Consider the following 25,249-nt stretch of genomic DNA (forward strand, 5'->3'; position numbering starts at 1 on the left):
CGGGCGGCCAGCGCGGCGGCGCGGGCCGAGAGCGCCGCCCCTGTCTGCGAGGAGACGCGGCTGTCCTCCGCCGCGGCATCGGCCCGCGCCAGCAGCGGCTGCAGCGGGATCAGCCGCGGCGCGTCCCCCTCGCGCTCGGAGGGGGGGACGCGGGCGTCGATCTCGGGAAACTGGGTGCATCCCGCCAGCAAAAGGAGGAGCGCGGCGCGTGGCAGGAGAGGGGGCATCGGGGATCCGGGTATGGGGTGGCGCAGTTCTAGCCCGGGGCAGGGGCGCCGAACAAGGCGTCGCCGGCGGGACAGCTCCGGACCGCGAGAGGGGTGACGGGGCGGCAGCACCGGGCTATGCCCGGATCCGAAGACAGCGGGGATGCGGGCATGAGGATCGAGTTGCGGGCGGCACCGGCGCGCCGGGCGATGGCCGTCGGGGTGCTCTACGGCTTTGGCGGGGTGGCGATCTATACCGCGCTGGGGGATGTGCCGGGGCTTTGGTGGTCGGCGGCGCTGCTGAGCCTGGGCCTTTGCGGCATGGCGGCGGGCGAGATGCTGCGCCGGGCCACGCGGCAGGCGCTGTGCCTCGACGAGGCCGGGCTGGTCGACAGCGCGGGCCGGGTGCTCGCGCGCTGGGACGATATCATCGGCATCGAGCGCGGCAGCTTCTCGCTGCGCCCGTCCAACGGCTTCACCCTGCGCCTGGCCCGGCCCGGCGCGCGTGCCTGGAAGCCGGGGATGTGGTGGCGGCTCGGCCATCGGCTGGGCATCGGCGGCGTCACCCCGGCGCGCGAGACCCGCGCCATGGCCGAGGCGATCGAGATCCGGCTCGCCGACAGGGCCACGCCGATCCCCTAGCAGATCGCCGTGGCCGCGCCGGCGAGGGCGGTGAGGTTGGTGCACAACTGCCCGGCAAAGCGCGGCCGGGTCACCGCCATCTCCTCGAAGGTGAAGGGCGCGAGGCCGACATCGAACAGCGGGGTGTAATCGATCCAGCTCTCGACCAGCGTGACGATCTCGCCCCCCGGGATCTCCGGCAGCCGGTCGCGCATGTCCTCGAGCGCGGTGCCGTCGAGCAGCTCCAGCCCGGTGCCGGTCGGGATCGACCAGCGGACCGTGTAGCGATCGAGCAGGGCATCATAGCCGACCACGCTGACCCTGAGGCGGGTCGGGCGGCCGTCCACCAGAAAATCCTGCAAGGTCTTGAGGCTGAGCAGATAGTCGGGGGTCACGTAGCCGGTCTCGCGGCTCAGCGTGTCGCCGATGGTATAGGCCGCGCGCGCATTCACCGCCTTGGTGCGGTAGGCGTCGAAGAACACCCATGTCGCGGTGAAGCACCACAAGAGCAGCGGCAGCATGATCACCAGCTCGACGATCATCGCGCCGCCCTGATGGCGGCGCAGCCGGCCTGTCAGCCCGGCGAGGTATCGGACCGGCGCGCTCATGGCTCGATCACGAAGGCCGTGGACGAAACGAGCGCATAGGCGCCCTCCGACTGGCGCGGCAGCGTCGCGCCGAGGCCGGAGGTCGGGAAATAGGGATCGAACAGCGAGCAGGCGCGCAGCAGCATCAGCTGGTTCTGAACCCCGGCGGTGAAGCGGCGCAGCGGGATCGTGTCGTCGGCGCGGTCGACGCAATCGGCCGTGGCGGGCGGCGAGACCCAGGCCCGCGGGTTGAGCGGCATCATCTCGAGCCGCAGGTCGCCGGGGCAATCGGGCAGGATCAGCGCATGGCCGCAGATCGCCGCGCTGACGGTGTCATGCGTCACCGGGGCGAGATTTCCCAGCCGGATGTCGCGCACCGTCAGCTCGATCCCGCGATCGAGCATCACCTGTCGCAGGGTCACCATGCCTAGCTCGAAGCTCGACATGATCATCAACAGCAGCAGCGGCATGATCATGACGAACTCGACCGAGGCCGAGCCGTCGCGGGCCCGCCACAGCCGCGAGACAAGGGGGGCGCGCGCGCTCATTGCACCAGCCTCAGCGCCTTGATCTGGGTCGCGATCGAGGTGAAGGCCGTGCTGATCTCCAGCCCCTCGACCCGGTAGAAATGCGAGGGCGAGGAGGCGCAATCGGCCATGGCCTCGACCGCGCCGGGCTGGTCGATCTCGAAGCCGATGGTGAAGATGACGATGCCCTGCTCCCGCGCGGCGGCGCAGATCTGTTTCAACCGGCGGTTCTTTTCGGTGACGCCTTCGTGCTCGATGATCGAGGTCCAGTAGGCCCAGGCGGCCTGCCGATAGGTCGAGGCGTCGTGCTGCTGCACCCGCAGGTGATAGGCGTGCTGGCGCACGCTCATCCGGGAAAAGAGATCCGACCAGCTCAGCCGGGTGCCGCCATGCGGCAGCGCGCCCAGCAACTCGCGCGTCTTGGCGCGGAAATAGGCGTTCTGGTTGACCTTCACGACGTATTCGTCGGAGCCATAGAGCCAGACATCCGAGGGCGCATCGCCGTTGTAGGGCGGCTTGATGCGGAAATCATAGGTGTTCGCCCCGTCGGTCATCACCACCAGGACCTTCATGCCCACGGGGCTGTCGAAATCGCGCGGCCAACCGGCGAGATTGGGGTCGACCTTGTTGCGATCGATCATGGCGGTCAGCGCCGAGCCGGCCGCCGGATCGAGCAGCGCCGTGCCCCAGTTCACCCCCATCTCGACCGAAGTCCAGCCTTTGGCGGAGAGGGCATCGATCCGGTTCTTCAGGGTCCGGGGGCGGTTCGACCAGGGCAGCACCTCGAAACTCTGCGCATTGCGGCAGTTCGGAGTATCCGCGTTCATGCCGTTGTAGCCGCTGATCCATCGTCCCGAAGCCGTGGGAGAAAATCCTTCGACGTCGAAATGCCCGGCCTGGACCAGCGCACCGGTCGAAGCGCGGGTGGTGGTATAGGCGCTCGCCGGCAGGTCGATGCAGTAGCTGTGCCCATGCGTGGTCGCGACGTTGCCCGCCGCGGCGAGGTCGGCGCCGATGTTGACCTGGGTCGAATAGGGCACCAGCGAGATCGCGATATGCTCGGGCTCGATGTTCTCGAACATGGTGTCGATGAAGTCCTTGCCCGCGGTCTTGAGCCGCGGCAGGCGGTTGTTGTCGTCCATCGAGCCCGAGACGTCGAGTACGAGGCCGATCTCGACATCCGAAACCGATTCGGTGGCCGAGCCGACGGCCGGGGCGTCGAAGCTGTCGATGCCGAGGATCCGCAGGAAGCTGGTGGAGACGGGCAGGCTGGCGCTGGCGCGCACCGTGCGCGAATTCAGCGCGTCGATCACCGTCACCCGCGGCAGATCGGCCGGATAGCCGGCCTTGGCGAAATAGTCGCGCACCACCGCCTCGGGGTCGCGCGTTTGCTGCAGGTCGGCCGCGGCCAGCACGGCGCGGTCGAGCGTGGACTGCAGGTCGACGCGCCGGCTCTCGGTACGCATGGTGTCGATTCCCAATCCGCCCAGCGCCAGCATGATCACGAAGGTGAACAGTGAGAAGATGACGATCGAGCCATCCTCGTTGCGCCCGATGCCGGGCGGGGCGTGTGGTCTGGGTCTGAGGCGCGGGATCTCGGGCATGGCGGGGGCTTTCTGGAACCTTCGGGCAGCAAAGCACGGCGCCATGGCCAAACTGCGGCCCGAAAGGGGGCCGATTGTGCCTTCCGTGGCGCAACGGGTGCATGAGAAGGTCGATATTGTCCCGCAAGGGCCTAGGATCGGGCAAGGACCGCCGGGCCGCACCGGCCGCATAAGGAGAATTGCCGCGATGACCGAGCACCAATCCCAACCCGAACCGGGATTCCGCGATTCCGTCGACATGATGTTCAACCGCGCCGTGACGCTGATGGACCTGTCGCCGGGGCTCGAAGAGAAGATCCGGGTCTGCAATGCCACCTACACCGTGCGCTTCGGCGTGCGCCTGCGCGGCGAGCTTCACACCTTCACCGGCTACCGCTCGGTGCATTCCGAGCACATGGAGCCGGTGAAGGGCGGCATCCGCTACGCGCCTTCGGTACACCAGGAGGAGGTCGAGGCGCTGGCGGCGCTGATGACCTACAAATGCGCCCTCGTGGAGGTGCCCTATGGCGGCTCCAAGGGCGGCCTCAGGATCGACCCGCGCGATTGGGACGAGCACGAGCTCGAACAGATCACCCGGCGATTCGCCTATGAGCTGGCCAAGCGCGACCTGATCAGCCCCTCCCAGAACGTGCCCGCCCCCGACATGGGCACCGGCGAGCGCGAGATGGCCTGGATCGCCGACCAATACGCGCGGATGAACACCACCGACATCAACTCCCGCGCCTGCGTCACCGGCAAGCCGCTCAACGCCGGCGGCATCCATGGCCGGGTCGAGGCCACGGGCCGCGGCGTGCAATACGCGCTGCGCGAGTTCTTCCGCCACCCCGAGGACGTGGCCAGGGCCAACCTCTCGGGCAAGCTCGAAGGCAAGCGCATCATCGTGCAGGGCCTGGGCAACGTGGGCTACCACGCCGCCAAGTTCCTCTCCGAGGAGGACGGCGCGAAGATCACCGCGATCATCGAGCGCGACGGCGCGATCACCGACGAGAACGGGCTCGATGTCGAGGCGGTGTACCAGTGGATCGCCAAGCATGGCGGCGTGGCCGATTTCCCGCATGCCACCCATCACGCCGACGGCGCGAAGCTGCTCGAGGCGGAGTGCGACATCCTGATCCCGGCCGCGCTCGAAAGCACGATCAACCTCTCCAACGCCGAGCGCATCAAGGCGCCCTTGATCATAGAGGCCGCCAACGGCCCCGTCACCGCGGGCGCCGACGAGATCCTGCGCGACAAGGGCTGCGTGATCATCCCCGACATGTATGCCAACGCCGGCGGTGTGACCGTCTCCTATTTCGAATGGGTCAAGAACCTCAGCCACATCCGCTTCGGCCGGATGGAGCGCCGTGCCGACGAGGCCCGCGCGCAGCTCATCGTCGACGAGCTCGAGCGGCTCTCGGCCGACGAGGGGCTGGGCTGGAGCCTGTCCAAGAACTTCAAGGAGCGCTACCTCAAGGGCGACGACGAGCTGGAGCTGGTGCGCTCGGGGCTCGATGACACGATGCGCACGGCCTACCAGGCGATGCGCGAGATCTGGCACAGCCGCGATGACGTGCCCGACCTGCGCACCGCCGCCTATCTCGTGGCCATCGGCCGGGTGGCGCTGAGCTACCGCTCCAAGGGGCTCTGAGGGCAGGGGCGGGGTCATGGACTGGACGACCCCGCTCGACGGCTACTGCGAAAGGCTCGGCCCCGGATTGTGGGCTGAGCCGCTCAACCTTCTGACCAACGCGGCCTTTATGATCGCCGCAGTCTGGTGCTGGCGCCGGTCGCGGGGAGTATGGCTGCCGCGCGCACTATCGGCGCTGCTCTTCGTCATCGGGATCGGCAGCGCGCTGTTTCATTCCTTTGCCACGGTCTGGGCCTCGACGGCCGACGTGGTGCCCATCGGAATTTTCATCCTCGCCTATGTCTTCGCCGCGAACCGGGTGTTCTGGCGCCTGTCACCGTGGGTCTCGGCGCTGGGCGCGGTGGGGTTCGTGCCATGGACCATGCTGCTCACGCCGGTCTTCGCGGCGCTGCCCTTCTTCGAGATCTCGGCCTTCTACTGGCCGGTCCCGCTCCTGATTGCGATCCATGCCCTTTTGCTATGGCGGCGCTGGCCGATGGTGGGGCGGGGCATGGCGGCGGGGACGGCGCTGTTGTGCCAGTCGCTGGCGTTTCGCTCGCTTGACGAGACGCTCTGCGCGGGCTGGCCCATCGGCACGCATTTCCTTTGGCATGTGCTCAATGCGGTGATGCTGGGCGGGATGATCGAGCTGATCCGCCGGGCGCTGCTTGCGGGACCGCCCCGGGGCGGCTAAAGCCGGGATCGACCAGACAGGAGAGCCCCATGTCGATCGACACCGACACCGCCCGGCGGGTGGCCAAGCTGGCCCGGATCCGGGTCGAGGAGGAGGCGCTGCCCGCGCTCGCCTCCGAATTCAATACCATCCTCGGCTTCATCGAGCAGCTGCAGGAGGTGGATGTGACGGGCGTCGAGCCGATGACCGGCGTGACGCCGATGCATCTCAAGCGCCGCGAGGACGTGGTGACCGACGGCAGCCAGCCCGAGAAGGTTCTCGCCAACGCGCCCGACGCGCGCGAGGGCTTCTTCGCGGTGCCGAAGGTCGTGGAATAAGGGGCGCTGATATGACCGGACTGACCAAGCTGACCATCGCGGGCGCCCGCGACGCGCTGCGCAAGGGCGAGATCACCTCTGCCGAGCTGACCGACGCGCTCAATGCCGCCGTCGACGGGGCCGACCGGCTCAACGCCTATGCCCACAAGACGCCCGACGTGGCGGCCAAGCAGGCGCAGGCCGCCGATGAGCGCCTGAAATCGGGCGACGCGCCCGATCTCTGCGGCATTCCCTTGGGCATCAAGGACCTGTTCTGCACCGAAGGCACGGCGAGCCAGGCGGCGAGCCGCATCCTCGACGGCTTCAAGCCGCAATACGAATCCACCGTCACCACACAGCTCTTCCGCGACGGCGCGGTGATGCTGGGCAAGCTCAACATGGACGAGTTCGCCATGGGCTCGTCGAACGAGACCTCGGCCTATGGCGCCGCGGTCAACCCGTGGCGTGCCGACGACGGCGTCGATCTGACGCCCGGCGGCTCCTCGGGCGGCTCGGCCGCCGCCGTGGCCGCCGACCTGTGCCTCGGCGCCACCGGCACCGACACCGGCGGCTCGATCCGCCAGCCGGCGGCCTTCACCGGCACCACCGGCATCAAGCCGACCTACGGGCGCTGCTCGCGCTTTGGCATCATCGCCTTCGCCTCCTCGCTCGATCAGGCCGGGCCGATGACCCGCGACGTGCGCGACGCGGCCATCATGCTGCGCGCCATGTCGGGGCACGACCCCAAGGATTCGACCTCCGCCGACATCCCCGTGCCCGACTTCGAGGCGATGCTGACCGGCGACATCCGCGGCAAGGTCATCGGCATTCCGCGCGAATACCACGTCGACGGCATGCCCGGCGAGATCGAGGCGCTCTGGACCCGCGGCACCGAGATGCTGCGCGACGCCGGTGCGCTGATCCGCGACATCTCGCTGCCGCACACGAAATACGCGCTACCCGCCTATTACGTGATCGCCCCCGCCGAGGCGTCGTCGAACCTTGCGCGCTACGACGGCGTGCGCTTTGGACATCGCGCCAAGCTCGCGCAGGGCGACGGCATCACCGAGATGTACGAGAAGACCCGCGCCGAGGGCTTTGGCCCGGAGGTGCAGCGCCGCATCATGGTCGGCACCTACGTGCTCTCGGCGGGCTTTTACGACGCCTATTACAATCAGGCCCGTAAAGTGCGCGCGCTGATCAAACGCGACTTTGACCAGGTCTTCGCCGAAGGGGTCGACGCGATCCTGACACCCGCGACGCCCTCCTCGGCCTTTGGCCTTGGCGCGATGAAGGACGCCGACCCGGTGCAGATGTATCTCAACGACGTCTTCACCGTGACGGTGAACCTCGCCGGTCTGCCGGGCATCTCGGTGCCTACCGGGCTCGATCACAAGGGCCTGCCGCTCGGCCTGCAGCTGATCGGCCGGCCTTGGGAAGAGGGCGATCTGCTCAACACCGCCTATGCGCTCGAGCAGGCCGCGGGCTTCGTTTCCAAGCCCGCGAAATGGTGGTAACGCAGCTGACCTAACAGATCAGGGCCCGGAGTGTCGCCGTGAAACCGCTTGTCTCTCGCTTGAACCTCGCCGCCCTCGCGGGCGCCGCCATGGTCCTTTCGGCCTGCGCGGCGCCGGTGCCCGACAGCGGCCTCGCCGCCGCCCGCGCCGAACGCGAGGCGCAGCTCACCGGCCGCTCCACCACCCCGAGCTTCGGTGCCCCCGCGCCCTCGGCCAATGCCATTGCCAGCTCGGAGCTGGCGGCGGCAGGCATCGACGTGGAGCGGCGCGGCGGGGTGCAGGCGAGCCCGACCAACGCCGCGCCTTCGGTGGCGGGCGGGGCCGCGATCTCGGACGAGCAGAACTTCGAGGCGGTCGCCAACCGCGAGACGATCGAATCGGATGCCGCGCGCCGGGCCGAGCAGGCCGCCGCCTACCAGGTGGTCCAGCCCACCGCGCTGCCGCAGCGCGCGGACGACACCGGGCCCAACATCGTTGAATACGCGCTGAACGCGCCCAACCGGCGCGGACAGGAGTGGTATTCGCGCTTCATCCTCGGAACGATGGGCAACCGGTTCGAGCGCAACTGCGCCACCTACCGCTCGCCCGACGAGGCGCAGCGCGATTTCCTTGCCCGCGGTGGCCCCGAGCGTGACCCGCGCGGCATCGACCCCGATGGCGACGGCTTCGCTTGCGGCTGGGACCCGGCGCCGTTCCTTGCGGCGGTCGGTCGCCAGTAGAGCCGATGCCGCTGTCGCCGAATCACGGGCCGCGGCGGCTTGGCGCGCGGCCCGATCTGGTGGTGATCCATTACACCGCCATGACCAGCCATGACGCGGCGCTGGAGCGCCTGTGCGACCCCGCGGCCGAGGTTTCGGCACATTGGCTGATCTCGGGCGCGGGGGATGTCACAGCGCTCGTGCCCGAGGAGCTGCGCGCTTGGCACGCGGGCGCGGGGCGCTGGGGCGCGGTCGATGACGTGAACTCGCGCTCCATCGGGATCGAGCTCTACAATCGCGGCGATCACCCCTTTGCCGGGCCGCAGATGGCGGAGCTGGAGGCGCTGCTCTCGGGCGTCATGGAACGCTGGCGCATCCCGCCCGAGCGGGTGATCGGCCATTCCGACATGGCGCCGGGGCGCAAGGACGATCCCGGCCCGCGATTCGACTGGAAGCGGCTGGCGCGGCACGGGCTCTCGATCTGGCCCGAAGCGGGGCAGGGCGCTGCCCCTTCGGCCCGCGGCTTCGACGATCTCGCGCGCATCTTCGGCTATACCGCCGACGTCAGCCATGCCGAGCGCCTCGCCGCCTTTCGTCTGCGGTTTCGCCCCCATGCGGCGGGGCCGGTCGATGCGACCGACATGGCGCTCGTCGCCGACCTCGCAGCGCGCTTTCCCGTTGACCGCCACGCCCCCGCGGCTTAGGTCCGCAAGGCGCGGATGGCTGGATGGCCGCGGGCCTTCACGGGTTCGAGGAAAGTCCGGACTCCACAAGGCACGGTGCCGGGTAACGCCCGGCCGGGGCAACCCGAGGGAAAGCGCCACAGAGAACAGACCGCCCGGGTCGATGCGTCGGAGGTTCGCCTTCGACGGAGCCAGGGTCAGGGTGAAACGGTGGGGTAAGAGCCCACCGCGGGACGGGCAACCGGACCGGCACGGCAAGCCCCACCGGGAGCAATGCCAAATAGGGACCTCGCGCGGGTGCTGATCCGGTTCGCCGGATATCGCCGCAGGGACGCCTGACCCCGAGAGGTCCGGGTTGGCAGCTTCAGGCGCCGTGGCAACACGGTGTCGAGATGAATGGTCATCGCCGGGGGCAACCCCGGGACAGAATCCGGCTTACAGGCCATCCGCGCAAATTCACACGGGGCCATTCCGCCCCGTTTCCCGGTTGACAGCGCCTCGCGCGCGGTTAAAAGCCGGGGCTCAGACGTATTCACGCGGGCGCCGTCAACGCGCACGCCCCGCGAGCAGGAGAGACGACCATGGCGAAGCCGACGACGATCAAGATCCGCCTGAACTCGACCGCGGGGACCGGCCACTTCTACGTGACCAAGAAGAACGCCCGCACCATGACCGAGAAGATGGTCGTGCGGAAGTACGACCCCGTCAAGCGCGAGCATGTCGAGTACAAGGAAGGCAAGATCAAGTGATCTGAGCCTCCTCGGCAAAGTTCTAGGCCGCGTTCCGCAAGGAGCGCGGCCTTTCTCATTCAGGGATCGGCCTGCGCCAAGAGCCAGTCCCGCGCCGCCGCGGTGGCGGGTGACATGCGGCTGCGCGAGGCCAGGAGATAGAAATCGCGCCGCCCCCTGAGCACGTGCTCCATCGCCTGCACCAGCCGTCCGGCCGTCAGATCGCGGTTCACCAGAAACCGGCTCGCCAGCGCCACGCCCTGTCCCGCCAAAGCGGCATCGAGCCCCAGCGTCGTCTGGCTGAAGCGGATGCCCCGGGCCCGCGCCGCCCGCGCGCCGGGAAAGGCCTCGCGCAGGTAGCGCGGCCAAAGGTCGTGCGTGTCGTGCAGGAGCGTCAGGCGGGGCAAAGCCTCTGGGCCGAAAGGCGGGGTCAGGCCGAAGGCCGGATCGGGGGCGCAGACGGCGAGGATCTCCTGCCTGAACAGCGGATCGGCGCGGATGCTGGCACCGAAGGGCGGCTCGCCCTGCCGCACGGCGAGGTCGATCCCGTCGGAATGAAAGCTCGTCACCCGCTCGGTCGCCATGACCCGCAGATCGATCTCGGGATGCGCCGCGCCAAAGCCGGGCAGGCGCGGGATCAGCCATTTCGAGGCGAAGGTCGGCGTCACCGAGATGGTGACATGCCCCGGCGCGGGGCGCAGCCGCGCCGTCGCCTCCGACAGCTGCGCGAAGGCCTGCGACACGGCGGCGTGGTAGGCGCGGCCCTCCTCCGTCAGCGCCAGCCCGCGCGATTCGCGGATGAACATCCGCAGCCCGAGCTGCGCCTCCAGCCCGCGCACATGCTGCGCCACCGCCCCCTGTGTCACGCCGAGCTCATCGGCAGCGGCGCGAAAGGTCAGGTGCCGGCCCGCCGCCTCGAAGGCGCGCAGGGCATTGAGCGGGGGCAGGGCGGTGCGGCGCGACATGATAGTTTTTCTACTGACAGGATGTAGTGCTTCTGGCTCGTCACCTTAGCCTAACGCGATTACCTGCCATGACAACGGGCCGCTCTGGATCGGTCCGGACATGCCATTCGAGAGAGCATCATGACGGTAGAAAATATCGATTGCACCATGCCCGGCGCCGCATTGCGCCCCTCGTTCTGGCGCGATCCGCGCCTGGCCTTCGCGGTAAAGTGGATCGCCAGCGTGATCCAGATCGCGGGCTATGCCGCGACGGCCTTCGGCGTCACGCCGCTGAACCTCTACCTGTTTCTCGGCGGGGTGGTGGGCTGGCTCGCCATGGGGATCCTGTGGAACGACCGGGCGATCATGCTGATCCACCTCGTCGCCCTGGGCGCGATGCTGGCGGGGATGGCCAGCGGCTAGACCCCGAGCCTATCGCGCAGCGAGAACCACGTCATCGCCAGCGTCAGGAGCGGCGCGCGCAGCCGCGCGCCGCCCGGAAACTCGGGCACCGGCAGGCGCGAGAAGGTGTCGAAGCGTCCGGCTTGCCCCGCGACCGCCTCGGCCATGACGCGCCCCGCCATGCCCGACAGCGCCACGCCATGCCCCGAGAACCCCGCGCCCGACAGGATGTTCGGCCCGATTCGCTGCAGGCTCGGCAGGCGCGACATGGTGATGCCGAGCGTGCCGCCCCAGACGTTGTCGATCCGCACGTCGGCGATCTGGGGAAACAGCTCCTGCATCCGCGCGCGCAGCTTGGTGGTGATGTCGGTCGGAAAGCCGATGGAATAGCTCTCGCGTCCGCCAAAGAGAAAGCGGCGGTCCTCGGTCATGCGGTAGTAGTTCACCACGAATCGCGAATCGGCCACCGCGATGTCGCGCGCGAGCACCTCGCACCAGCGCTCGCCCAAGGGCTCGGTCGCGGCGATGAAGCTGTTGATCGGCATCACCCGGGACGCGACCTCGGGCATGATGCCCGGCAGGTAGCCATTGCCCGCGAGGATCACGTGATCGGCGGTGACCCGCCCGGCGGGCGTGTGCAGCACGGCGGGGGTGCCGCGCTCCACCTTCGTCACCTCGGTCAGCTCATGGATGGTGGCCCCCGCCGCCTCGGCCTCGCGCGCCAGGGCGCGGGCGTAGCGCAGCGGATGCAGATGCCCCGCGCCCTCGTCGATGAGCCCGCCGTGATAGGCCTCGGTCTTCACGATTTCGCGAATCTCGCGGCGATCCAGCGGCCGGATCGCATCGTAACCATAGGCGCGCGAAAGGTGCTCGGCCTCGGCCCGGTCGCTCGCGGCCTCCTTTTTGGAATAGGCGCCGTGCACCACGCCGGGCAGGTAGCGCGCCTCGGGCGCATGGGTCTCGCAGAATTCGCGCAGCTGGCGCTTGGCCTCCTCGGCGATGTCCCAAAGCTGCCGCGCCGGGCTTTCGCCCAGACGCTGCTCCAGCCAGAGCTGCCCCTTGTTGAAGCCCGAGCCGACCTGACCGCCATTGCGTCCCGAAGCACCGAAGCCCGCGCGATGCGCGTCGAGCACGACGACATCGAGCCCGGCCCGCGCCGCCGTCAGCGCGGCCCAGAGCCCGGTGAAGCCCGCGCCGACGATGGCGAGGTCGCAGCGGCGATCCGTGTCGAGCGGCGCGCGGTCGGCCACAGGCTCGGCGGTGGCAGCATACCAGCTGCGCGGCATCTGGCCCGGCGGGTCGTTGCGGTAAAGCGGGTTCATACGTTCAAGAGCAGGTGCTGGCGCTCCCACGGGCTGATCACCTGCAGGAACTCGTTGTATTCGGCGCGCTTGACGATCGAGTAGACGCGCACGAATTCCGGCCCCAGCACCTCGTGCAGCTCGCTCGCGCCGTCGAAGAGGTCGAGCGCGGCATAGAGCCCCTGCGGGATCTCGTCCTCGGCCTCGTAGGCGTCGCCCCGGTAGCGCTTGTCGGGCCAGATCTCGTTCTTCATGCCCAGGTATCCGCAGGCCAGCGAGGCGGCGATGCACAGATAGGGGTTGCAATCCATGCCGGCGAGCCGGTTCTCGACGCGGCGCGCCTGCGGCGGCGAGATCGGCACCCGGATGCCGGTGGTGCGGTTGTCGCGGCCCCATTCGAGGTTGATGGGTGCCGCGTGATCACGCACGTAGCGACGGAAGGAGTTCACATAGGGCGCGAACATCGCGATCACGCTCGGCATGTGCTCCTGCAATCCGCCGATGAAGTTGAAGAAGGCGTCCGTCTCGCCACCCTGCGGGCCGGTGAAGAGGTTGCGCCCCTTGGCGTCGATGATCGAGTGATGGACATGCATCGCCGAGCCCGGCTCGCCCTCGATCGGCTTGGCCATGAAGGTGGCGAAACAGTCGTGCTTGAGCGCGGCCTCGCGGATGAGCCGCTTGAAGAAGAACACCTCGTCGGCGAGCTTCACCGGGTCGCCATGGCGCAGGTTGATCTCGAGCTGGCCCGCGCCGCCCTCCTGCGTGATGCCGTCGATCTCGAACCCCTGGATCTCGGCATATTCGTAGATATCGTCGATCACGGGACCGTACTCGTCCACCGCCGTCATCGAATAGGCCTGCCGGGCGGCGGCAGGCCGGCCCGTTCGGCCCAGCATCGGCTCGATCGCCTTGGCCGGGTCGGTGTTGCGCCCGACGAGGTAGAACTCCATCTCGGGGGCCACCACGGGCGTCCAGCCCTCGGCCTTGTAGAGGTCGATCACTCGCTTGAGGACGTTGCGCGGCGAGCAGCCGACCGGACGGCCCTTCTGGTCATAGGCGTCGTGGATCACCTGCAGCGTGCCGTCCGCGGCCCAGGGGGCGGCCGTGGCGGTGGCGAGGTCGGGTTTGAGCACCATGTCGGGCTCGACGAAGCCTTCGGGCCCCGCCGCCTCGCCCCAGTCGCCGGTGATCGTCTGGAAGAAGATCGAGTTGGGCAGGTGGAAGAACTGCTGCTTTTCCCATTTCGCCGCCGGCACCGCCTTGCCGCGCGCGATGCCCGGCAGGTCGGCGATCACGCATTCCACCTCGTCGAGGCGGTGCTGATCGAGGTAGAGGCGGGCGGCTTCGGGGATCTCGTCGACCCAGCTCATGCGGCCCCCTTGAGAACGCAGGCCATGCGATCGGCAAGCACATCGGCATCGACCGGCTTGTCGAGATTGGCGAGCGCCTGATCGATCTGGTCGGGCGGCACCACGCCGATGGCGCGGGTGGTGGCGAGGCCCTCGATAAAGCGGGCATCGAATTCGGGATGCGGCTGGATGGTGAAGACGTGATCCCCCCAGGCCAGCCCCGCATGGGCGCAGAAATCATTCGAAGCGACGGTGCGCGCGCCCTCGGGGCGCTCCACCACCTGGTCCTGATGCCAGGCGTTGAGCGCGATGTCGCGCCCCTCGAAGGCGTAGGGCTGCCGGCCGATCGACCAGCCGCCGGCGAATTTCTCGACCTTGCCGCCGAGCGCCTGCGCGATGATCTGGTGGCCGAAGCAGACGCCGACGAGCGGTATTTTTGCGCCATGGATCTCGCGGATCAGCGCCTCCAGGGGCGCGATGAAGCCGTGGTCCTCATAGGCGCCGTGCTTGGAGCCGGTGATGAGCCAACCGTCGCATTCATCGGGGCGGTCGGGAAACACCATCCCTTCCACGTCGTAGCGGCGGAAGGCAAAGCCGTGCCCGTCGAGCAGTCGCTCGAACAGCTCCGAATAGTCGCCAAGTTCCGGGCGCAGCGCGTCTGGCGCGTGGCCGGTCTCGAGAATGCCGATCTGCATGAAGCACCGTCCTGAGGATTTCCCCGAAAGCTAGACCGCACCGCGGGCCGGGGCAAGCGGTGCGCCGAAGGCTCAGCGCATCAGCATCCCGAAGCCCTTGGACCGGGCGGGGGCCGCGTTCGGCAGGTGCCGGTTGAGCCGCCGCCCGATCAGCCCCATCACCCCGATCACCACCAGCGTCAGCAGCACGAAATAGCCCGCGAGGATCGGGTAGGGAACGAAGGGGTTGAAGGTCTTGTCGGCGAAATAGGAGGCGTAGTAGAGTGCGTCGCCCTTCTGCCGCGAGGCGGGAAAGCCCGAGAAGAACACCAGCGTCGTCGCGTGAAAGAGAAAGATCGCCTCGTTGGTATAGGCGGGCCACGCCAGCCGCAGCGTCGTCGGCCAGACCACGCGGCGAAACTTGGCCCAGCCCGAAAGCCCGTAGGCATCAGCCGCCTCGACCTCGCCGCGCGGCACCGAGCATAGCGCACCGTAGAAGATCTCGCCCGAATAGGCGGCGGTGTTGAGAAACAGGACCACCGCCGCGCCGAGCCAGGCCGAGGTCAGCGCGTCGAAGGCGGGAACCTGCCCCTTGAGCGAGAGAAACAGGAAATAGGCGAAGAAGAACTGGATGAAGAGCGGCGAGCCGCGGAAGATGAAGATCACCCATTCGGCGGGCTTGCGGAACCATGGCGAGGCCGAGGCCTTGCCCACCGCCAGCGCGGTGGCGAGCACGAAGCCCGTAAGCAGCGCCACGACGCCGAAATAGATGTTCCAGATCAGCCCCGAGCCGATCAGCACGAATTGCTGGCACAGGGTGAAATCCGAACGCGGCAGCAGCCGCTCGCCGTAACCCAGCGAGCGCAGCCCGTAGTCCATGAGGGTTTCGTAGCAGCTCATGGCGGGCCTGCCTTGTTCATGCCGATGGGGCCGGTGCGCTTGTGGCTCCCCAGCGTCGCCTGCCCATGGGTGAGGCGCTGCATGATCCGATCAAGCACGATCTCGGAGATGCGGGTGAAGCCGAGATAGAAGACCAGCAGGAACAGGAAATACCACATCCGCCAGTCGCCATGCGGGTAGGCAGTGAATTGCGGCGTCTTGGTGCTCCCGAGCTCGCGCGCCCAGTAGACGATGTCCTCGACGCCTAGGAGGAACAGCAGCGGCGAGGCCTTGATCAGCACCATCCACAGGTTCGACAGGCCGGGCAGGGCATAGACCCACATCTGCGGCACGATCACGCGGCGAAAGACCTGGGCCCGGCTCATGCCGTAGGCCTCGGCGGTCTCGGTCTGGGCGCGCGGCACGGCGCGCATCGCGCCGTAGAGCACGTTGGCGGCAAAGGCGCCGAAGACGAGGGCGAAGGTGAAGACGGCGAGCCAGAAGCCGTAGACCTCGTGCACCCATTGAGCCGAGGAAGAGAGCGGCATCTTGGCCTCGGCGCAGACGATGAAGTCGTTGCCTTGCCGGATCGGCTGGTCCCAGTCGGGGCATTTCGCCTTGTGGCGCAGCCATTCGATGCCCTGGTCGAGCGCGATCACGAAGAACAGGAAGAAGGCGATGTCGGGCACGCCGCGCACGATGGCGATGTAGCCCTTGCCTAGCCACGACAGCGGCGCCACGCGCGACCGCGCGGCCATGGCGCCGCCGAAGCCGAAGGCCAGCGCCACAGGCGCCGTCACCGCGAGCAGCAAGAGCACGGTGCCGAAGGCCCAGTAGAAGGCGATGTGCTTTCCCGTGGTGAGGTAGCATATGAGCCAGCTCAGGCCGGAAAGCGTTTCGGGATCGGCGCAGGAAGCGAACATGGGCGGCTTTCAGGCGGGGCAGCGCGAGGGCCGCCCCGGTGAGGGGTCATTCGAAGGTCTGGGTCTCTTCGCCGAACCACTTGACCAGCAGCTCGTTGAGCGAGCCGTCGTCCTTCATGGACTGGATCGCCGCATCGAGCGTCTCGCGCAGCTCGCCATCGCTCTCGCGCAGGCCGACACCGATGCCGTCGCCCAGCGCCACGTCCTCGCCCACGAACATCAGCTCGCCGCCCGAGGCATCGACGATCGGCGCGAGAAAGTCCTTGTCGGCGAAAACCGCGTCGGCCTCGCCATTGCGCACCGCGGCCACGGCCTCGTCGGGGGTGGCGAATTCAAGCAGCGCCGCACCGCTGTCGGCGACATGGCCAGCCTGGATCGTGGTGGCCTGGGCCGAGACGACGCCACTCATCAGGTCCACGTCCTCGGAGGGCGCGACATAGGCCGAAGCCGCGGGCGGGAAGTAGTTCTGCGTGAAGTCGATCACCTCGTCACGCTCGTCGGTAATGCTCATCCCGGCGATGATCGTGTCGTAGTTGCCCGAGACGAGGTTGGGGATGATCGAATCCCAATCGTTGGTGACCCATTCGCAGGTCAGCTCGGCGCGCTTGCACAGCTCGTCGCCCACCTCGCGCTCGAAGCCGTCGACCTCGCCCGCGTCGTTGAGGAAGTTGTACGGAGGGTAGGCGCCCTCGGTGCCAAGACGCACGGTCTGGCTGTGGCTTTCGGCCAGCGCGGCGCCTGCGGTCAGCGCGAGCGCCGCGGTCGTGAGGATCAGCGTCTTCATCTTGGGGTGGTCTCCTGTTGGGAAAAGAACCGTGCCCGCTCTCAGGCGGGCTGCGGATGCGGGGCGGAGTGCGACAGGAACTGCCGCAGCCGCTCGGATTTCGGATTGCCGAAGAGCTCGGCGGGCGGGCCCTGCTCCTCGATCAGCCCCTTGTGCAGGAACACGACGTGATCGGCCACGTCATGCGCCATGCGCATGTCATGCGTGACGATGATCATGGTGCGGCCCTCTTCGGCCAGATCCTTGATCACGCGCACCACTTCCTGCTCCAGCTCGGGGTCGAGCGCCGAGGTCGGCTCGTCGAACAAGAGCGCGCGCGGCTCCATGCACAGGGCGCGCGCGATGGCGGCGCGCTGCTGCTGGCCGCCCGAGAGTTGCGCGGGCCAGGCGTCGGCCTTGTCGCCGATGCCGACCTTGTCGAGATATTTGCGCGCCTTGGCCTCGACCTCGGCGCGCGGCCGCCCCAGCACCGTGACCGGCGCCTCCATGACGTTCTGCAGGATCGTCATATGGGCCCAGAGGTTGAACTGCTGGAACACCATGGCAAGGTTGGTGCGGATGCGGGTGACCTGTTTGGGGTCGGCGGGGCGGCGGTTCAGCCCGGTTCCCTTCCAAGCCACCGGCTCGCCCTCGAACAGCACCTCGCCCTGCTGGCTGTCCTCCAGCAGGTTGCAGCAGCGCAGCAGCGTCGACTTGCCCGAGCCCGAGGAGCCGATCATCGAGACGACGTGGCCCGCGGGCGCGGTGATGTCCACGCCCTTGAGCACTTCGAGCGCCCCGTAGGACTTGTGCAGATCGCGGATCTCGATGACCGGATTGGTGTCGCTCACGTGCCCTCGCACCCCATGTGTGACGACGGAGTAGGGGGTATTTTCAACGAAAATGCAACAAGGACAATACCGCTGACCCCGCGTCAGCAACGCCACGGAAAACGGAAGGCCAGGTGCCGGGCTAGAGGCCCAGCCGCTGCGCCGCGCGCTGCCGGGCATGGGCGCTGTCGGGGTCCGACACGCCCAGCATCGGCGCGACCATCCGCATCAGCGCGTCCTCCTCCGCGTCGCGCTGCCCGTCGGCCAGAGCGATTTCCCACAGCGCCTCGATCACCGCCTCGCGCTCCTCGTAGCTCACCGCATCCTTGATGGCGCGGGTGAAGCGCACGGTATCGGGCGCCTCGGCCTCCATCACCTCGCAATCGGCGCGCAGGCGGGCGGCCCCGGCCTCGTCCAGCCCATAGCGGGCCATGAGGATGCGATGGATGCGGCGCGATTCCTCGGCGCTGTAATCCCCGTCGGCGCGGGCCAGCCGCACCAGAAGGGCGCCGAGCGCGAGGCGCGCATCGGCATCGGGGAGCGGCTGTGGGCCGGGATCGGTGAGGCGGCGAAGAAGATCTGCGAACATGGACCCTATATAGACGCCCCCGCGCCGCGGGAAAGGGCCTCAGCCCTGCGGCGCCAGCGTCGCGAAGCGCGCGGTGAGCCATTGCGCCTGCTGGTGAAAGCCGTAGGGCGGGTTGACCACGAAGAGCCCCGAGCCGGTCATGCCGTGGCCCGGGCGCGCGGGCGGAAAGGCGACCTCGTGGCGCACGCCGTCGGGCAGCTCGCGCTCCAGCTGCCGCAGCATCGGCGCATGGGGCGCGTCGCGCAGGATCGGGTACCACAGCACGATCGTCCCCACGCCCCATTTCTTGGCGATGCGGCGGATCGCCTGCGGAACCTGCCGGTAATCCTCCTTGATCTCCCAGCTCGGGTCGATCAGCAGCAGCCCGCGCCGCGGCTCGGGCGGGGTCAGCGCCACCGCCATCTCGAGCCCGTCTCGACGGTGCACCTGCGCCCGCCCGCCCATGGCGGCGGCCAGCGCCGCGTGCTCCTGCGGGTGCAGCTCGGCCAGGTGCAGCCTGTCATCGGCGCGCAAGAGCCGTGCCGCGATCTCGGGCGAGCCGGGATAGGCCTGCGTGCCATGGGAGGCGCGGGTCGCCTGCAACACGCGGGCATAGGGGTGGGCGGCATCGAACCAGCCCGTCACCTTCGAGATGCCCTGCGCGGCTTCGCCGGTCTTTTCGGCCTCTGCCGCATCGAGCCGGTAGAGCGCCCGGCCCGCGTGGCTTTCGATGTAGCTCAGCGGCTTGGGCTTGGCGCCCATGTAGTCCAGCATCCACGACAGCGCCGCGTGCTTGTGCACATCTGCGAGATTGCCCGCGTGGTAGGCGTGCTGGTAGGACAGCATGAAAGTCTCCTTTGCGCTGTGGCGCTCGTAGCGGCGGCGATGGGGCGGGGCAAGCCGCGTGGCCTGCATGTCACGCCGCGCCGCGGCCTGCCGGCAGGATTTGCCTCATGGCCCATGCGGCGTATCTCATCCTGCAAGCCCGCTCGAAAGGATTCACCATGCGCCGCCTGCCGCTTTTCGCCCTTCTCGCCGCCAGCCCGCTGCCCGCGATGGCCGCCTCGCTCGACCAACCGGTCGCCGAGCCGCTGATCATGACCGCCCCCGCCCCGACGCCGTCCGATCCGGGCCGGGTGCTGGGCTTCACCCTGCGCGGCGGGCTTGCCACCTCGCCCGAGTATTTCGGTTCGGATGACTACGAGGTCGGCCCGGATGTCGGCTTCGCGCTCGACCGGCTGCGCTTCGGCCCCTTCGACATCGGCAGCGACGACCCCGATTTCATCTCGACCGGTTTCGGCCTGCGCGGCTCGTTTCGCTACATCGGGGAGCGCGACGCTTCGGACGTCGACGGGGTGACCGGGCTGGGCGACGTGGATGCGGCGCTCGAACTGGGGTTCGGCCTGGGCTACGACACGCGCGCTTTCGGCGTTTTCGCCGATCTGCGGCGCGGCTTCGGCGGACATGAAAGCTTCGTCGCCGAACTGGGGGCGGATGCCTATCTCTACCCCTCCGAGCGGCTGACGCTGCGCGGGGGCCCGCGCGCGCTCTTTGCCGAGGACGATTATGCCCAGACCTATTTCGGCGCGCCCGGTTTTGCGGCCGATGGCGGGCTGATCTCGGCGGGGGTCGAGGTCGGCGGCATCTACGAGTTCAGCGATGATTGGGGCCTCGACGGGGCGATCACCTACGACCGGCTGATGAACGACGCGGCCGACAGCCCGATCACCGAGGATGACGGCCAGTTCGGCGCCCGGCTCGGCATCACCCGGCAGATCGACTTCCGGTTCTGAAGCGCGATCTCTTTGCCGAGGGGAAAATCCCCCCGATCCGTGATAGGCTCATGGCCTGTTTCATCGGTACCGGGAGGGTTTCCCATGCTTCGCCTCGCCTTGCTTCTCGCAACGCTCGCTCTTGGCGGCCCCGCGGCCGCCCAGTCGACGCCAAGTCCGCAGGACGTATCGCGCGTCGGGGCCTGTGTGCAGTCCGCCGCTGCGCGCGGTTCGCAGGCACAGGTGCTGTCGCAATGCTCCGACATCATCGCCGGATCTTGTCGCGATCAGACGACGATCGGGATCGCCGATTGCTTGATGCGGGAGGCGGGGGCCTGGGACGCCTGGCTCAACGCGTGGTGGGGGCCGATGCGGGCGGCGGCGCAGGCTGACGGCTCGTGGGATCGGCTGCTTGCCGCACAGCGCCAGTGGATCAAGGATCGCGATGCCGAATGCCGGCGCGCCTATGACCGCGCCGGCGGCGGGTCGATCCGGGTGATCTACGGCGCCGAATGTCAGCGCGACCTGACGGCGCGCAAGGCGATCGAGTTCTATTTCCACCTGTATCGCTGACGCGAAGGGCCGCCCCGAGGGGCGGCCCCGTCGTCGCTTTGGCGGTGTGCCTCAGACCAGCCGCGAGGTTTCCACGGCGGCGCGCACGAAATCGGCAAACAGCGGATGCGGCGCGAAGGGCTTGGATTTCAGCTCGGGGTGGAACTGCACGCCGATGAACCACGGGTGGTCCTTCCATTCGACGATCTCGGGCAACCGCCCGTCGGGCGACATGCCCGAGAAGCACAGACCCTTGTCCTCGAGCGCCTCGCGATACTTGGTGTCGACCTCGTAGCGGTGGCGGTGGCGCTCCTCGATCCGGCTGGCGCCGTAGACCTCGGCCACCTTGGAGCCCTCGGCCAGCGCCGCCGTATAGGCGCCGAGCCGCATCGTGCCGCCCTTGTCGTCGCCGATCGCGCGCTCGACCACGTGGTTGCCCTGGATCCATTCCTTGAGATGGTAGACCACCGGCTCGAAGCGACGCTTGCCGGCCTCGTGGTCGAACTCCTCGGAGCCGGCGGTCTTGAAGCCCGCGACGTTGCGCGCGGCCTCGATCACCGCGAGCTGCATGCCAAGGCAGATGCCCAGATAGGGGATGCCGCGCTCGCGGGCGAATTGCGCGGTCTTGATCTTGCCCTCGGTGCCGCGCTCGCCAAAGCCGCCGGGCACGAGGATCGCGTGGTAGCCTTCGAGATAGGGGGCCGGGTCCTCGCGGTCGAAGACCTCGCTGTCGACCCATTCGACCTTGACCCGGACCTTGTTGGCCATGCCGCCGTGGGTCAGCGCCTCCTTGATCGACTTGTAGGCGTCTTCGAGCTGCACGTATTTGCCGACGATGGCCACGCGAACCTCGCCCTCGGCATGGGTCAGACGGTCGTTCACGTCATGCCAGCGCGCGAGGTTGGGCTTCGGCGCGGGTGCTATGCCAAAGGCGTCGAGCACGGCCTGGTCGAGCCCCTCGCGGTGATAGGCCAGCGGCGCCTCGTAGATCGACTTGAGATCATAGGCCGCGATCACGCTCTCCTTGCGCACATTGCAGAAGAGGCCGATCTTCTCGCGTTCCTTTTCCGGGATCGGATGCTCGGAACGGCAGACCAGAACGTCGGGCGCGATGCCGATCGAGCGCAGCTCCTTGACCGAGTGCTGGGTCGGCTTGGTCTTCAGCTCGCCAGAGGCCGCGACGTAAGGCAGCAAGGTGAGGTGCATGAAGATGCACTGGCCGCGGGGCCGCTCCTGCGCGAACTGGCGGATCGCCTCGAAGAAGGGCAGGCCCTCGATGTCGCCCACCGTGCCGCCGATCTCGCACAGCTGGAAATCGACCTCGTCGGCACCGACCGAGAGGAAATCCTTGATCTCGTTGGTGACGTGCGGAATCACCTGGATCGTCTTGCCGAGGTAGTCGCCGCGGCGCTCCTTCTCCAGCACGTTCGAGTAGATCCGCCCCGAGGAGACGCTGTCGGTGCGCCGTGCCGCGACGCCGGTGAAGCGCTCGTAATGGCCGAGGTCGAGATCGGTCTCGGCGCCGTCGTCGGTGACGAAGACCTCGCCATGCTCGAACGGGCTCATCGTGCCGGGATCGACGTTGAGATAGGGGTCGAGCTTGCGCAGCCGCACCGTGTAGCCGCGCGCCTGCAAGAGCGCGCCCAGCGCCGCCGAGGCCAGTCCCTTGCCGAGCGAGGAGACAACGCCGCCGGTGATGAAGATGTAACGCGCCATGGTCGGAAGTACCCCGTGATCGTCGAATCAAAGTCGAATGGAAGACTGCCGCGAAACGAAGGTTTCGCGGCATCACGGGATTTGAGGATATCCGGATTCGGCCCGTGACCGCAACCGGGGACGCAAGATCATGTGGCCGAAATCAGCCGACGCCCAGTGGTTGTGGATAAGCCGCTCAGTCGGCCAGCGGCACGACCGGGCCATCGCTGGTCGAGGGCGGCAGCAGGCTGTCGCCCAGATCGGTGGCGGGCGCGCCCTCTTCGGTCGGGGTCGCGCCGGTCAGCCGGTCGAGCACCGAGCCGCCCGCCGAGTTCTCGGCGGCGATGATGGTCAGCGCGATCGAGGTGACGATGAAGGCCGCGGCGAGGCCCCAGGTGATCTTGCCCAGCGCGGTCGCGGCCGCGCGGCCCGACATCACGCCGCCACCGCCGCCGCCGCCCATGCCGAGGCCGCCCCCTTCGGACCGCTGCAACAGCACCACGCCGATCAGCGACAGCGCGAGGATCAGGTGGACGATCAGGACGACGTTTTCCATGCGGACCTCTGCGAGCGACGGGTGGGTGCGGAACGCGCCGTATCTAGAAGAGGAGGGCCCTTGTCGCAACCCCGAACTCGGCCCGAGAACGCCGTCCCGGCCAGTTTGCGGTTTCGCGGGGCGGCGCGTGGCGCTATAGCGACGCCGGATTGAAAGACCGGAGAGGGTACGTCCATGGCGAATGTGGTGGTCGTCGGCACCCAATGGGGCGACGAAGGCAAGGGCAAGATCGTGGACTGGCTGTCCGAGCGGGCCGACGTGATCGCGCGGTTCCAGGGCGGCCACAACGCGGGCCATACGCTGGTCGTGGATGGCGAGGTCTACAAGCTGCACGCGCTGCCCTCGGGCGTGGTGCGCGGCGGCAAGCTCTCGGTCATCGGCAACGGCGTCGTGCTCGACCCGTGGCATCTTCTGAACGAGATCGAGACGGTGCGCGCCCAGGGCGTGGAGATCACGCCCGAGACGCTGATGATCGCCGAGAACACGCCGCTGATCCTGCCGTTCCACGGCGAGCTCGACCGCGCGCGCGAAGGGCAAAGCACCGTCGCCAAGATCGGCACCACCGGGCGCGGCATCGGTCCGGCCTATGAGGACAAGGTCGGCCGCCGCGCGATCCGCGTGGCCGATCTGGCCGATGACGCGACGCTGGAGCTTCGGGTCGACCGGGCGCTGGTGCATCACAACGCGCTGCGCGCAGGCCTCGGGCTCGAGGCGATCGACCGCGACGCGGTGATCGCCAAGTTGCGCGAGATCGCGCCCGCGATCCTCGAATACGCCGCCCCCGTCTGGAAGGTGCTGACCGAGCGTCGCCGCGCCGGGGAGCGCATCCTGTTCGAAGGCGCGCAGGGCGCGCTTCTCGACATCGACTTCGGCACCTATCCCTTCGTGACCTCCTCGAACGTCATCGCAGGACAGGCCGCCACCGGCACCGGCGTCGGCCCGAACGCCATCGATTTCGTGCTCGGCATCGTCAAGGCCTATACCACCCGCGTGGGCGAGGGCCCGTTCCCGACCGAGCTCGACGACGAGGACGGCCAGCGGCTGGGCGAGCGGGGCCACGAGTTCGGCACCACCACGGGGCGCAAGCGCCGCTGCGGCTGGTTCGACGCCTGCCTCGTGCGCCAGACCTGCGCCACCTCGGGCGTGTCGGGCATCTCGCTGACCAAGCTCGACGTGCTCGACGGTTTCGAGACGCTGAAGATCTGCACCGGCTACGAGCTCGACGGCGAGCGCTACGACTATCTGCCGACCGCCGCCGACCAGCAGGCGCGCTGCACGCCGATCTACGAGGAGATGCCGGGCTGGCAGGAATCGACCGCCGGCGCGCGCAGCTGGGCCGATCTTCCGGCGCAGGCGATCAAGTACATCCGCCGCATCGAGGAGCTGATCCAGTGCCCGGTGGCCATGGTCTCGACCAGCCCCGAGCGCGAGGACACGATCCTCGTCACCGATCCTTTCTCGGACTGAGCGGATGGCGCGCAAGCTCTCGATGAAGGCCCGGCGGCGGCTGTCGCTGCTAATCCTGCTGGTCGGCCTGCCGGGCTACATCGTCGTGGCGATCACGCTGGTCGGGCTGATCGAGCGGCCCTCGATCCTCGTGGAGCTGGCGATCTACGTCGGTCTCGGCCTGGTCTGGGCGCTGCCCTTCCGGCGGATCTTTCTCGGTGTCGGCAAGGCCGATCCGGAAGAGGAGCGCGACGAGCGCTGAGGCCTCCGGTCCATGATCATGAAAAAGGGCGGCGCCGCGTGGCGCCGCCCTTTTTCATGGGCCGCAAGGCACGTCCGGCCTCACCCCGCGCGGCGCTCGGGGTTGAAGCGGCTCGATCCGGCCACGGCGAAGCGGCCGCTGCGGACCCGCTTGAGCATGCCCTGGCGCAGCAGCGTGCCGAAGCTGCGCAGCCCGTCCTCGCGGCTGATCGGCTCGGGCGAGACCTCGCGCACCCGCTCCATCAGCTGCGGGCGCGAGAAATCCTCGGCACCTTCGACAAAGGCGGTGTAGGCCGCAGCGGCCTCCAGCAGATCGCCCAGCTCCTGCGCGCCCATCCTTTCGGCAAAGGCGCCGAAGCTCTCGGAGGCGGCGGGCACCGCATCGGGCCGACGAGGCGCGGTCTCCTCAACCGGTGCCGTCGCGGCAGGTTGTGCCTGGTCTTGGGTCTGGGTCTCGGCTTCGGAGGTGGCGACGGCGACGCGGCGCGGGCGCACCGGCACGCTGCGGCTGCGGGCGGGCTCCTGCGCGAGATCGACCCGCTGCGAGGCGACGAGCTTGAGCGGGGC

29 protein-coding genes, 1 other RNA gene and 1 pseudogene are annotated in these 25,249 nt (G+C 68.5%); 14 read left to right on the plus strand and 17 right to left on the minus strand.

Features of this window, described 5'->3' with window-relative positions; genetic code table 11:
* On the minus strand, window positions 1-227 hold a 227-nt coding region (locus tag NHG85_RS06360), incomplete at its 3' end, for a hypothetical protein (RefSeq protein ID WP_253330860.1).
* 150 nt (window positions 228-377) lie between these two features.
* On the opposite strand from NHG85_RS06360, the gene NHG85_RS06365 reads away from it, so the two are divergent.
* Window positions 378-848, plus strand: a complete 471-nt coding sequence (locus tag NHG85_RS06365) for a hypothetical protein (protein WP_253330862.1) — start codon at window positions 378-380, stop codon at window positions 846-848.
* On the opposite strand, the gene NHG85_RS06370 is transcribed toward NHG85_RS06365, so the two are convergent.
* Genes NHG85_RS06370 through NHG85_RS06380 form a run of 3 tightly spaced genes read right to left on the minus strand, consistent with a single transcriptional unit; the run spans window position 845 to window position 3,545 of the window.
* Window positions 845-1,435, minus strand: a complete 591-nt coding sequence (locus NHG85_RS06370; RefSeq protein WP_253330864.1) for a TadE/TadG family type IV pilus assembly protein — start codon at window positions 1,433-1,435, stop codon at window positions 845-847. The genes NHG85_RS06365 and NHG85_RS06370 overlap by 4 nt on opposite strands.
* Window positions 1,432-1,962 (minus strand): TadE/TadG family type IV pilus assembly protein, encoded by a 531-nt coding sequence (locus tag NHG85_RS06375; protein ID WP_253330866.1) that lies wholly within the window; start codon window positions 1,960-1,962, stop codon window positions 1,432-1,434. Before NHG85_RS06375 ends, NHG85_RS06370 begins: the two co-directional genes overlap by 4 nt.
* Window positions 1,959-3,545, minus strand: coding sequence for a pilus assembly protein TadG-related protein (locus tag NHG85_RS06380; RefSeq protein ID WP_253330868.1), 1,587 nt, complete (start codon window positions 3,543-3,545; stop codon window positions 1,959-1,961). The genes NHG85_RS06375 and NHG85_RS06380 overlap by 4 nt, the downstream gene beginning before the upstream one ends.
* 187 nt (window positions 3,546-3,732) lie before the next feature.
* Here NHG85_RS06380 and NHG85_RS06385 point away from each other — a divergent pair, with 187 nt between their 5' ends.
* From NHG85_RS06385 to rpmG, 8 genes are all read left to right on the plus strand, one after another.
* Window positions 3,733-5,172: a Glu/Leu/Phe/Val family dehydrogenase gene (locus tag NHG85_RS06385; RefSeq protein ID WP_253330870.1), complete on the plus strand. Its 1,440-nt coding sequence runs from the start codon at window positions 3,733-3,735 to the stop codon at window positions 5,170-5,172.
* A gap of 16 nt (window positions 5,173-5,188) precedes the next feature.
* Window positions 5,189-5,845 carry a hypothetical protein gene (locus tag NHG85_RS06390; RefSeq protein ID WP_253330872.1) on the plus strand — a complete coding sequence of 219 codons (657 nt, stop codon included), beginning with the start codon at window positions 5,189-5,191 and terminating at the stop codon, window positions 5,843-5,845.
* Between the two features lie 29 nt (window positions 5,846-5,874).
* Window positions 5,875-6,162 carry an Asp-tRNA(Asn)/Glu-tRNA(Gln) amidotransferase subunit GatC gene (gene gatC, locus NHG85_RS06395; protein WP_253330878.1) on the plus strand — a complete coding sequence of 96 codons (288 nt, stop codon included), beginning with the start codon at window positions 5,875-5,877 and terminating at the stop codon, window positions 6,160-6,162.
* A gap of 11 nt (window positions 6,163-6,173) precedes the next feature.
* A complete protein-coding gene (gene gatA, locus NHG85_RS06400; protein WP_253330879.1) occupies window positions 6,174-7,658 on the plus strand; it encodes an Asp-tRNA(Asn)/Glu-tRNA(Gln) amidotransferase subunit GatA in 1,485 nt (494 codons plus the stop codon).
* 89 nt (window positions 7,659-7,747) lie between these two features.
* On the plus strand, window positions 7,748-8,377 hold the full coding sequence (locus tag NHG85_RS06405; protein WP_370362983.1) for a hypothetical protein: 630 nt from the start codon (window positions 7,748-7,750) through the stop codon (window positions 8,375-8,377).
* A gap of 5 nt (window positions 8,378-8,382) precedes the next feature.
* Window positions 8,383-9,060, plus strand: a complete 678-nt coding sequence (locus NHG85_RS06410) for an N-acetylmuramoyl-L-alanine amidase (RefSeq protein ID WP_253330881.1) — start codon at window positions 8,383-8,385, stop codon at window positions 9,058-9,060.
* A gap of 11 nt (window positions 9,061-9,071) precedes the next feature.
* Window positions 9,072-9,493: RNase P RNA component class A (rnpB, locus tag NHG85_RS06415), an RNA gene on the plus strand.
* Between the two features lie 127 nt (window positions 9,494-9,620).
* Window positions 9,621-9,788 (plus strand): 50S ribosomal protein L33, encoded by a 168-nt coding sequence (gene rpmG, locus NHG85_RS06420; protein ID WP_017928995.1) that lies wholly within the window; start codon window positions 9,621-9,623, stop codon window positions 9,786-9,788.
* 59 nt (window positions 9,789-9,847) lie between these two features.
* Here the strand turns inward: rpmG and NHG85_RS06425 are convergent, their stop codons facing one another.
* Window positions 9,848-10,732 carry a LysR substrate-binding domain-containing protein gene (locus NHG85_RS06425; protein WP_253330883.1) on the minus strand — a complete coding sequence of 295 codons (885 nt, stop codon included), beginning with the start codon at window positions 10,730-10,732 and terminating at the stop codon, window positions 9,848-9,850.
* A 147-nt stretch (window positions 10,733-10,879) separates the two neighbouring features.
* On the opposite strand from NHG85_RS06425, the gene NHG85_RS06430 reads away from it, so the two are divergent.
* On the plus strand, window positions 10,880-11,134 hold the full coding sequence (locus tag NHG85_RS06430) for a DUF6552 family protein (RefSeq protein WP_253330907.1): 255 nt from the start codon (window positions 10,880-10,882) through the stop codon (window positions 11,132-11,134).
* Here the strand turns inward: NHG85_RS06430 and NHG85_RS06435 are convergent.
* The 9 genes from NHG85_RS06435 to NHG85_RS06475 all read right to left on the minus strand — a co-directional run bounded on the left by NHG85_RS06435 (window position 11,131) and on the right by NHG85_RS06475 (window position 19,246).
* Window positions 11,131-12,435 (minus strand): NAD(P)/FAD-dependent oxidoreductase, encoded by a 1,305-nt coding sequence (locus NHG85_RS06435; protein ID WP_253330885.1) that lies wholly within the window; start codon window positions 12,433-12,435, stop codon window positions 11,131-11,133. The two genes, NHG85_RS06430 and NHG85_RS06435, sit on opposite strands and share 4 nt — an antisense overlap.
* The gene (locus NHG85_RS06440) at window positions 12,432-13,784 is read right to left on the minus strand and encodes a glutamine synthetase family protein (protein WP_253330887.1); all 1,353 of its coding nucleotides are present in this window, start codon (window positions 13,782-13,784) and stop codon (window positions 12,432-12,434) included. Before NHG85_RS06440 ends, NHG85_RS06435 begins: the two co-directional genes overlap by 4 nt.
* The gene (locus NHG85_RS06445; protein WP_253330889.1) at window positions 13,781-14,458 is read right to left on the minus strand and encodes a type 1 glutamine amidotransferase; all 678 of its coding nucleotides are present in this window, start codon (window positions 14,456-14,458) and stop codon (window positions 13,781-13,783) included. The genes NHG85_RS06440 and NHG85_RS06445 overlap by 4 nt, the downstream gene beginning before the upstream one ends.
* Before the next feature lie 72 nt (window positions 14,459-14,530).
* Entirely contained in the window at window positions 14,531-15,337 is an 807-nt protein-coding gene (locus tag NHG85_RS06450) for an ABC transporter permease (RefSeq protein ID WP_253330891.1), read from the minus strand.
* On the minus strand, window positions 15,334-16,239 hold the full coding sequence (locus tag NHG85_RS06455; protein ID WP_253330893.1) for an ABC transporter permease: 906 nt from the start codon (window positions 16,237-16,239) through the stop codon (window positions 15,334-15,336). Before NHG85_RS06455 ends, NHG85_RS06450 begins: the two co-directional genes overlap by 4 nt.
* 46 nt (window positions 16,240-16,285) lie before the next feature.
* Window positions 16,286-17,023, minus strand: coding sequence for a transporter substrate-binding domain-containing protein (locus NHG85_RS06460; RefSeq protein WP_253330895.1), 738 nt, complete (start codon window positions 17,021-17,023; stop codon window positions 16,286-16,288).
* Between the two features lie 41 nt (window positions 17,024-17,064).
* A complete protein-coding gene (locus NHG85_RS06465; protein ID WP_253330896.1) occupies window positions 17,065-17,853 on the minus strand; it encodes an ABC transporter ATP-binding protein in 789 nt (262 codons plus the stop codon).
* A gap of 121 nt (window positions 17,854-17,974) precedes the next feature.
* Window positions 17,975-18,421: a tellurite resistance TerB family protein gene (locus NHG85_RS06470; RefSeq protein ID WP_253330897.1), complete on the minus strand. Its 447-nt coding sequence runs from the start codon at window positions 18,419-18,421 to the stop codon at window positions 17,975-17,977.
* A gap of 39 nt (window positions 18,422-18,460) precedes the next feature.
* The gene (locus tag NHG85_RS06475; protein ID WP_253330898.1) at window positions 18,461-19,246 is read right to left on the minus strand and encodes a 23S rRNA (adenine(2030)-N(6))-methyltransferase RlmJ; all 786 of its coding nucleotides are present in this window, start codon (window positions 19,244-19,246) and stop codon (window positions 18,461-18,463) included.
* A 107-nt stretch (window positions 19,247-19,353) separates the two neighbouring features.
* Between NHG85_RS06475 and NHG85_RS06480 the strand changes: the two genes are divergently transcribed.
* Together NHG85_RS06480 and NHG85_RS06485 are read left to right on the plus strand one after the other, a co-directional pair.
* Window positions 19,354-20,193, plus strand: a complete 840-nt coding sequence (locus tag NHG85_RS06480) for a MipA/OmpV family protein (protein ID WP_253330899.1) — start codon at window positions 19,354-19,356, stop codon at window positions 20,191-20,193.
* Between the two features lie 84 nt (window positions 20,194-20,277).
* Window positions 20,278-20,745, plus strand: a complete 468-nt coding sequence (locus NHG85_RS06485) for a lysozyme inhibitor LprI family protein (protein ID WP_253330900.1) — start codon at window positions 20,278-20,280, stop codon at window positions 20,743-20,745.
* 51 nt (window positions 20,746-20,796) lie between these two features.
* Here NHG85_RS06485 and pyrG read toward each other — a convergent pair whose 3' ends face one another.
* Window positions 20,797-22,440: a CTP synthase gene (pyrG, locus tag NHG85_RS06490; protein WP_253330901.1), complete on the minus strand. Its 1,644-nt coding sequence runs from the start codon at window positions 22,438-22,440 to the stop codon at window positions 20,797-20,799.
* Window positions 22,441-22,615: 175 nt separating this feature from the next.
* Window positions 22,616-22,975 (minus strand): preprotein translocase subunit SecG, encoded by a 360-nt coding sequence (gene secG / locus NHG85_RS06495; protein WP_253330902.1) that lies wholly within the window; start codon window positions 22,973-22,975, stop codon window positions 22,616-22,618.
* Between the two features lie 174 nt (window positions 22,976-23,149).
* On the opposite strand from secG, the gene NHG85_RS06500 reads away from it, so the two are divergent.
* Window positions 23,150-24,442, plus strand: a complete 1,293-nt coding sequence (locus NHG85_RS06500; protein ID WP_253330904.1) for an adenylosuccinate synthase — start codon at window positions 23,150-23,152, stop codon at window positions 24,440-24,442.
* A 4-nt stretch (window positions 24,443-24,446) separates the two neighbouring features.
* Window positions 24,447-24,683: a DUF2842 domain-containing protein gene (locus NHG85_RS06505; RefSeq protein WP_253330906.1), complete on the plus strand. Its 237-nt coding sequence runs from the start codon at window positions 24,447-24,449 to the stop codon at window positions 24,681-24,683.
* A gap of 80 nt (window positions 24,684-24,763) precedes the next feature.
* Here NHG85_RS06505 and NHG85_RS06510 read toward each other — a convergent pair.
* Window positions 24,764-25,249, minus strand: a pseudogene (locus NHG85_RS06510) (hypothetical protein); the annotation flags it as partial.

The organism is Limimaricola litoreus (assembly GCF_024159025.1).
Lineage (GTDB): Bacteria > Pseudomonadota > Alphaproteobacteria > Rhodobacterales > Rhodobacteraceae > Limimaricola > Limimaricola litoreus.

Excerpts from the sequence above, each read along its gene's own strand:
- NHG85_RS06425 (WP_253330883.1), bottom strand. The coding sequence starts at position 10,732 with ATGTCGCGCCGCACCGCCCTGCCCCCGCTCAATGCCCTGCGCGCCTTC.
- NHG85_RS06435 (WP_253330885.1), bottom strand. The coding sequence starts at position 12,435 with ATGAACCCGCTTTACCGCAACGACCCGCCGGGCCAGATGCCGCGCAGC.
- NHG85_RS06375 (WP_253330866.1), bottom strand. The coding sequence starts at position 1,962 with ATGAGCGCGCGCGCCCCCCTTGTCTCGCGGCTGTGGCGGGCCCGCGAC.
- NHG85_RS06455 (WP_253330893.1), bottom strand. The coding sequence starts at position 16,239 with ATGTTCGCTTCCTGCGCCGATCCCGAAACGCTTTCCGGCCTGAGCTGG.
- NHG85_RS06475 (WP_253330898.1), bottom strand. The coding sequence starts at position 19,246 with ATGCTGTCCTACCAGCACGCCTACCACGCGGGCAATCTCGCAGATGTG.
- NHG85_RS06500 (WP_253330904.1), top strand. The coding sequence starts at position 23,150 with ATGGCGAATGTGGTGGTCGTCGGCACCCAATGGGGCGACGAAGGCAAG.
- NHG85_RS06470 (WP_253330897.1), bottom strand. The coding sequence starts at position 18,421 with ATGTTCGCAGATCTTCTTCGCCGCCTCACCGATCCCGGCCCACAGCCG.
- NHG85_RS06445 (WP_253330889.1), bottom strand. The coding sequence starts at position 14,458 with ATGCAGATCGGCATTCTCGAGACCGGCCACGCGCCAGACGCGCTGCGC.
- NHG85_RS06460 (WP_253330895.1), bottom strand. The coding sequence starts at position 17,023 with ATGAAGACGCTGATCCTCACGACCGCGGCGCTCGCGCTGACCGCAGGC.
- pyrG (WP_253330901.1), bottom strand. The coding sequence starts at position 22,440 with ATGGCGCGTTACATCTTCATCACCGGCGGCGTTGTCTCCTCGCTCGGC.
- NHG85_RS06405 (WP_370362983.1), top strand. The coding sequence starts at position 7,748 with ATGGTCCTTTCGGCCTGCGCGGCGCCGGTGCCCGACAGCGGCCTCGCC.
- NHG85_RS06430 (WP_253330907.1), top strand. The coding sequence starts at position 10,880 with ATGCCCGGCGCCGCATTGCGCCCCTCGTTCTGGCGCGATCCGCGCCTG.
- NHG85_RS06370 (WP_253330864.1), bottom strand. The coding sequence starts at position 1,435 with ATGAGCGCGCCGGTCCGATACCTCGCCGGGCTGACAGGCCGGCTGCGC.
- NHG85_RS06480 (WP_253330899.1), top strand. The coding sequence starts at position 19,354 with ATGGCCCATGCGGCGTATCTCATCCTGCAAGCCCGCTCGAAAGGATTC.
- NHG85_RS06410 (WP_253330881.1), top strand. The coding sequence starts at position 8,383 with ATGCCGCTGTCGCCGAATCACGGGCCGCGGCGGCTTGGCGCGCGGCCC.
- secG (WP_253330902.1), bottom strand. The coding sequence starts at position 22,975 with ATGGAAAACGTCGTCCTGATCGTCCACCTGATCCTCGCGCTGTCGCTG.
- rpmG (WP_017928995.1), top strand. The coding sequence starts at position 9,621 with ATGGCGAAGCCGACGACGATCAAGATCCGCCTGAACTCGACCGCGGGG.
- NHG85_RS06390 (WP_253330872.1), top strand. The coding sequence starts at position 5,189 with ATGGACTGGACGACCCCGCTCGACGGCTACTGCGAAAGGCTCGGCCCC.
- NHG85_RS06385 (WP_253330870.1), top strand. The coding sequence starts at position 3,733 with ATGACCGAGCACCAATCCCAACCCGAACCGGGATTCCGCGATTCCGTC.
- gatA (WP_253330879.1), top strand. The coding sequence starts at position 6,174 with ATGACCGGACTGACCAAGCTGACCATCGCGGGCGCCCGCGACGCGCTG.
- NHG85_RS06380 (WP_253330868.1), bottom strand. The coding sequence starts at position 3,545 with ATGCCCGAGATCCCGCGCCTCAGACCCAGACCACACGCCCCGCCCGGC.
- NHG85_RS06485 (WP_253330900.1), top strand. The coding sequence starts at position 20,278 with ATGCTTCGCCTCGCCTTGCTTCTCGCAACGCTCGCTCTTGGCGGCCCC.
- NHG85_RS06450 (WP_253330891.1), bottom strand. The coding sequence starts at position 15,337 with ATGAGCTGCTACGAAACCCTCATGGACTACGGGCTGCGCTCGCTGGGT.
- gatC (WP_253330878.1), top strand. The coding sequence starts at position 5,875 with ATGTCGATCGACACCGACACCGCCCGGCGGGTGGCCAAGCTGGCCCGG.
- NHG85_RS06505 (WP_253330906.1), top strand. The coding sequence starts at position 24,447 with ATGGCGCGCAAGCTCTCGATGAAGGCCCGGCGGCGGCTGTCGCTGCTA.
- NHG85_RS06365 (WP_253330862.1), top strand. The coding sequence starts at position 378 with ATGAGGATCGAGTTGCGGGCGGCACCGGCGCGCCGGGCGATGGCCGTC.
- NHG85_RS06440 (WP_253330887.1), bottom strand. The coding sequence starts at position 13,784 with ATGAGCTGGGTCGACGAGATCCCCGAAGCCGCCCGCCTCTACCTCGAT.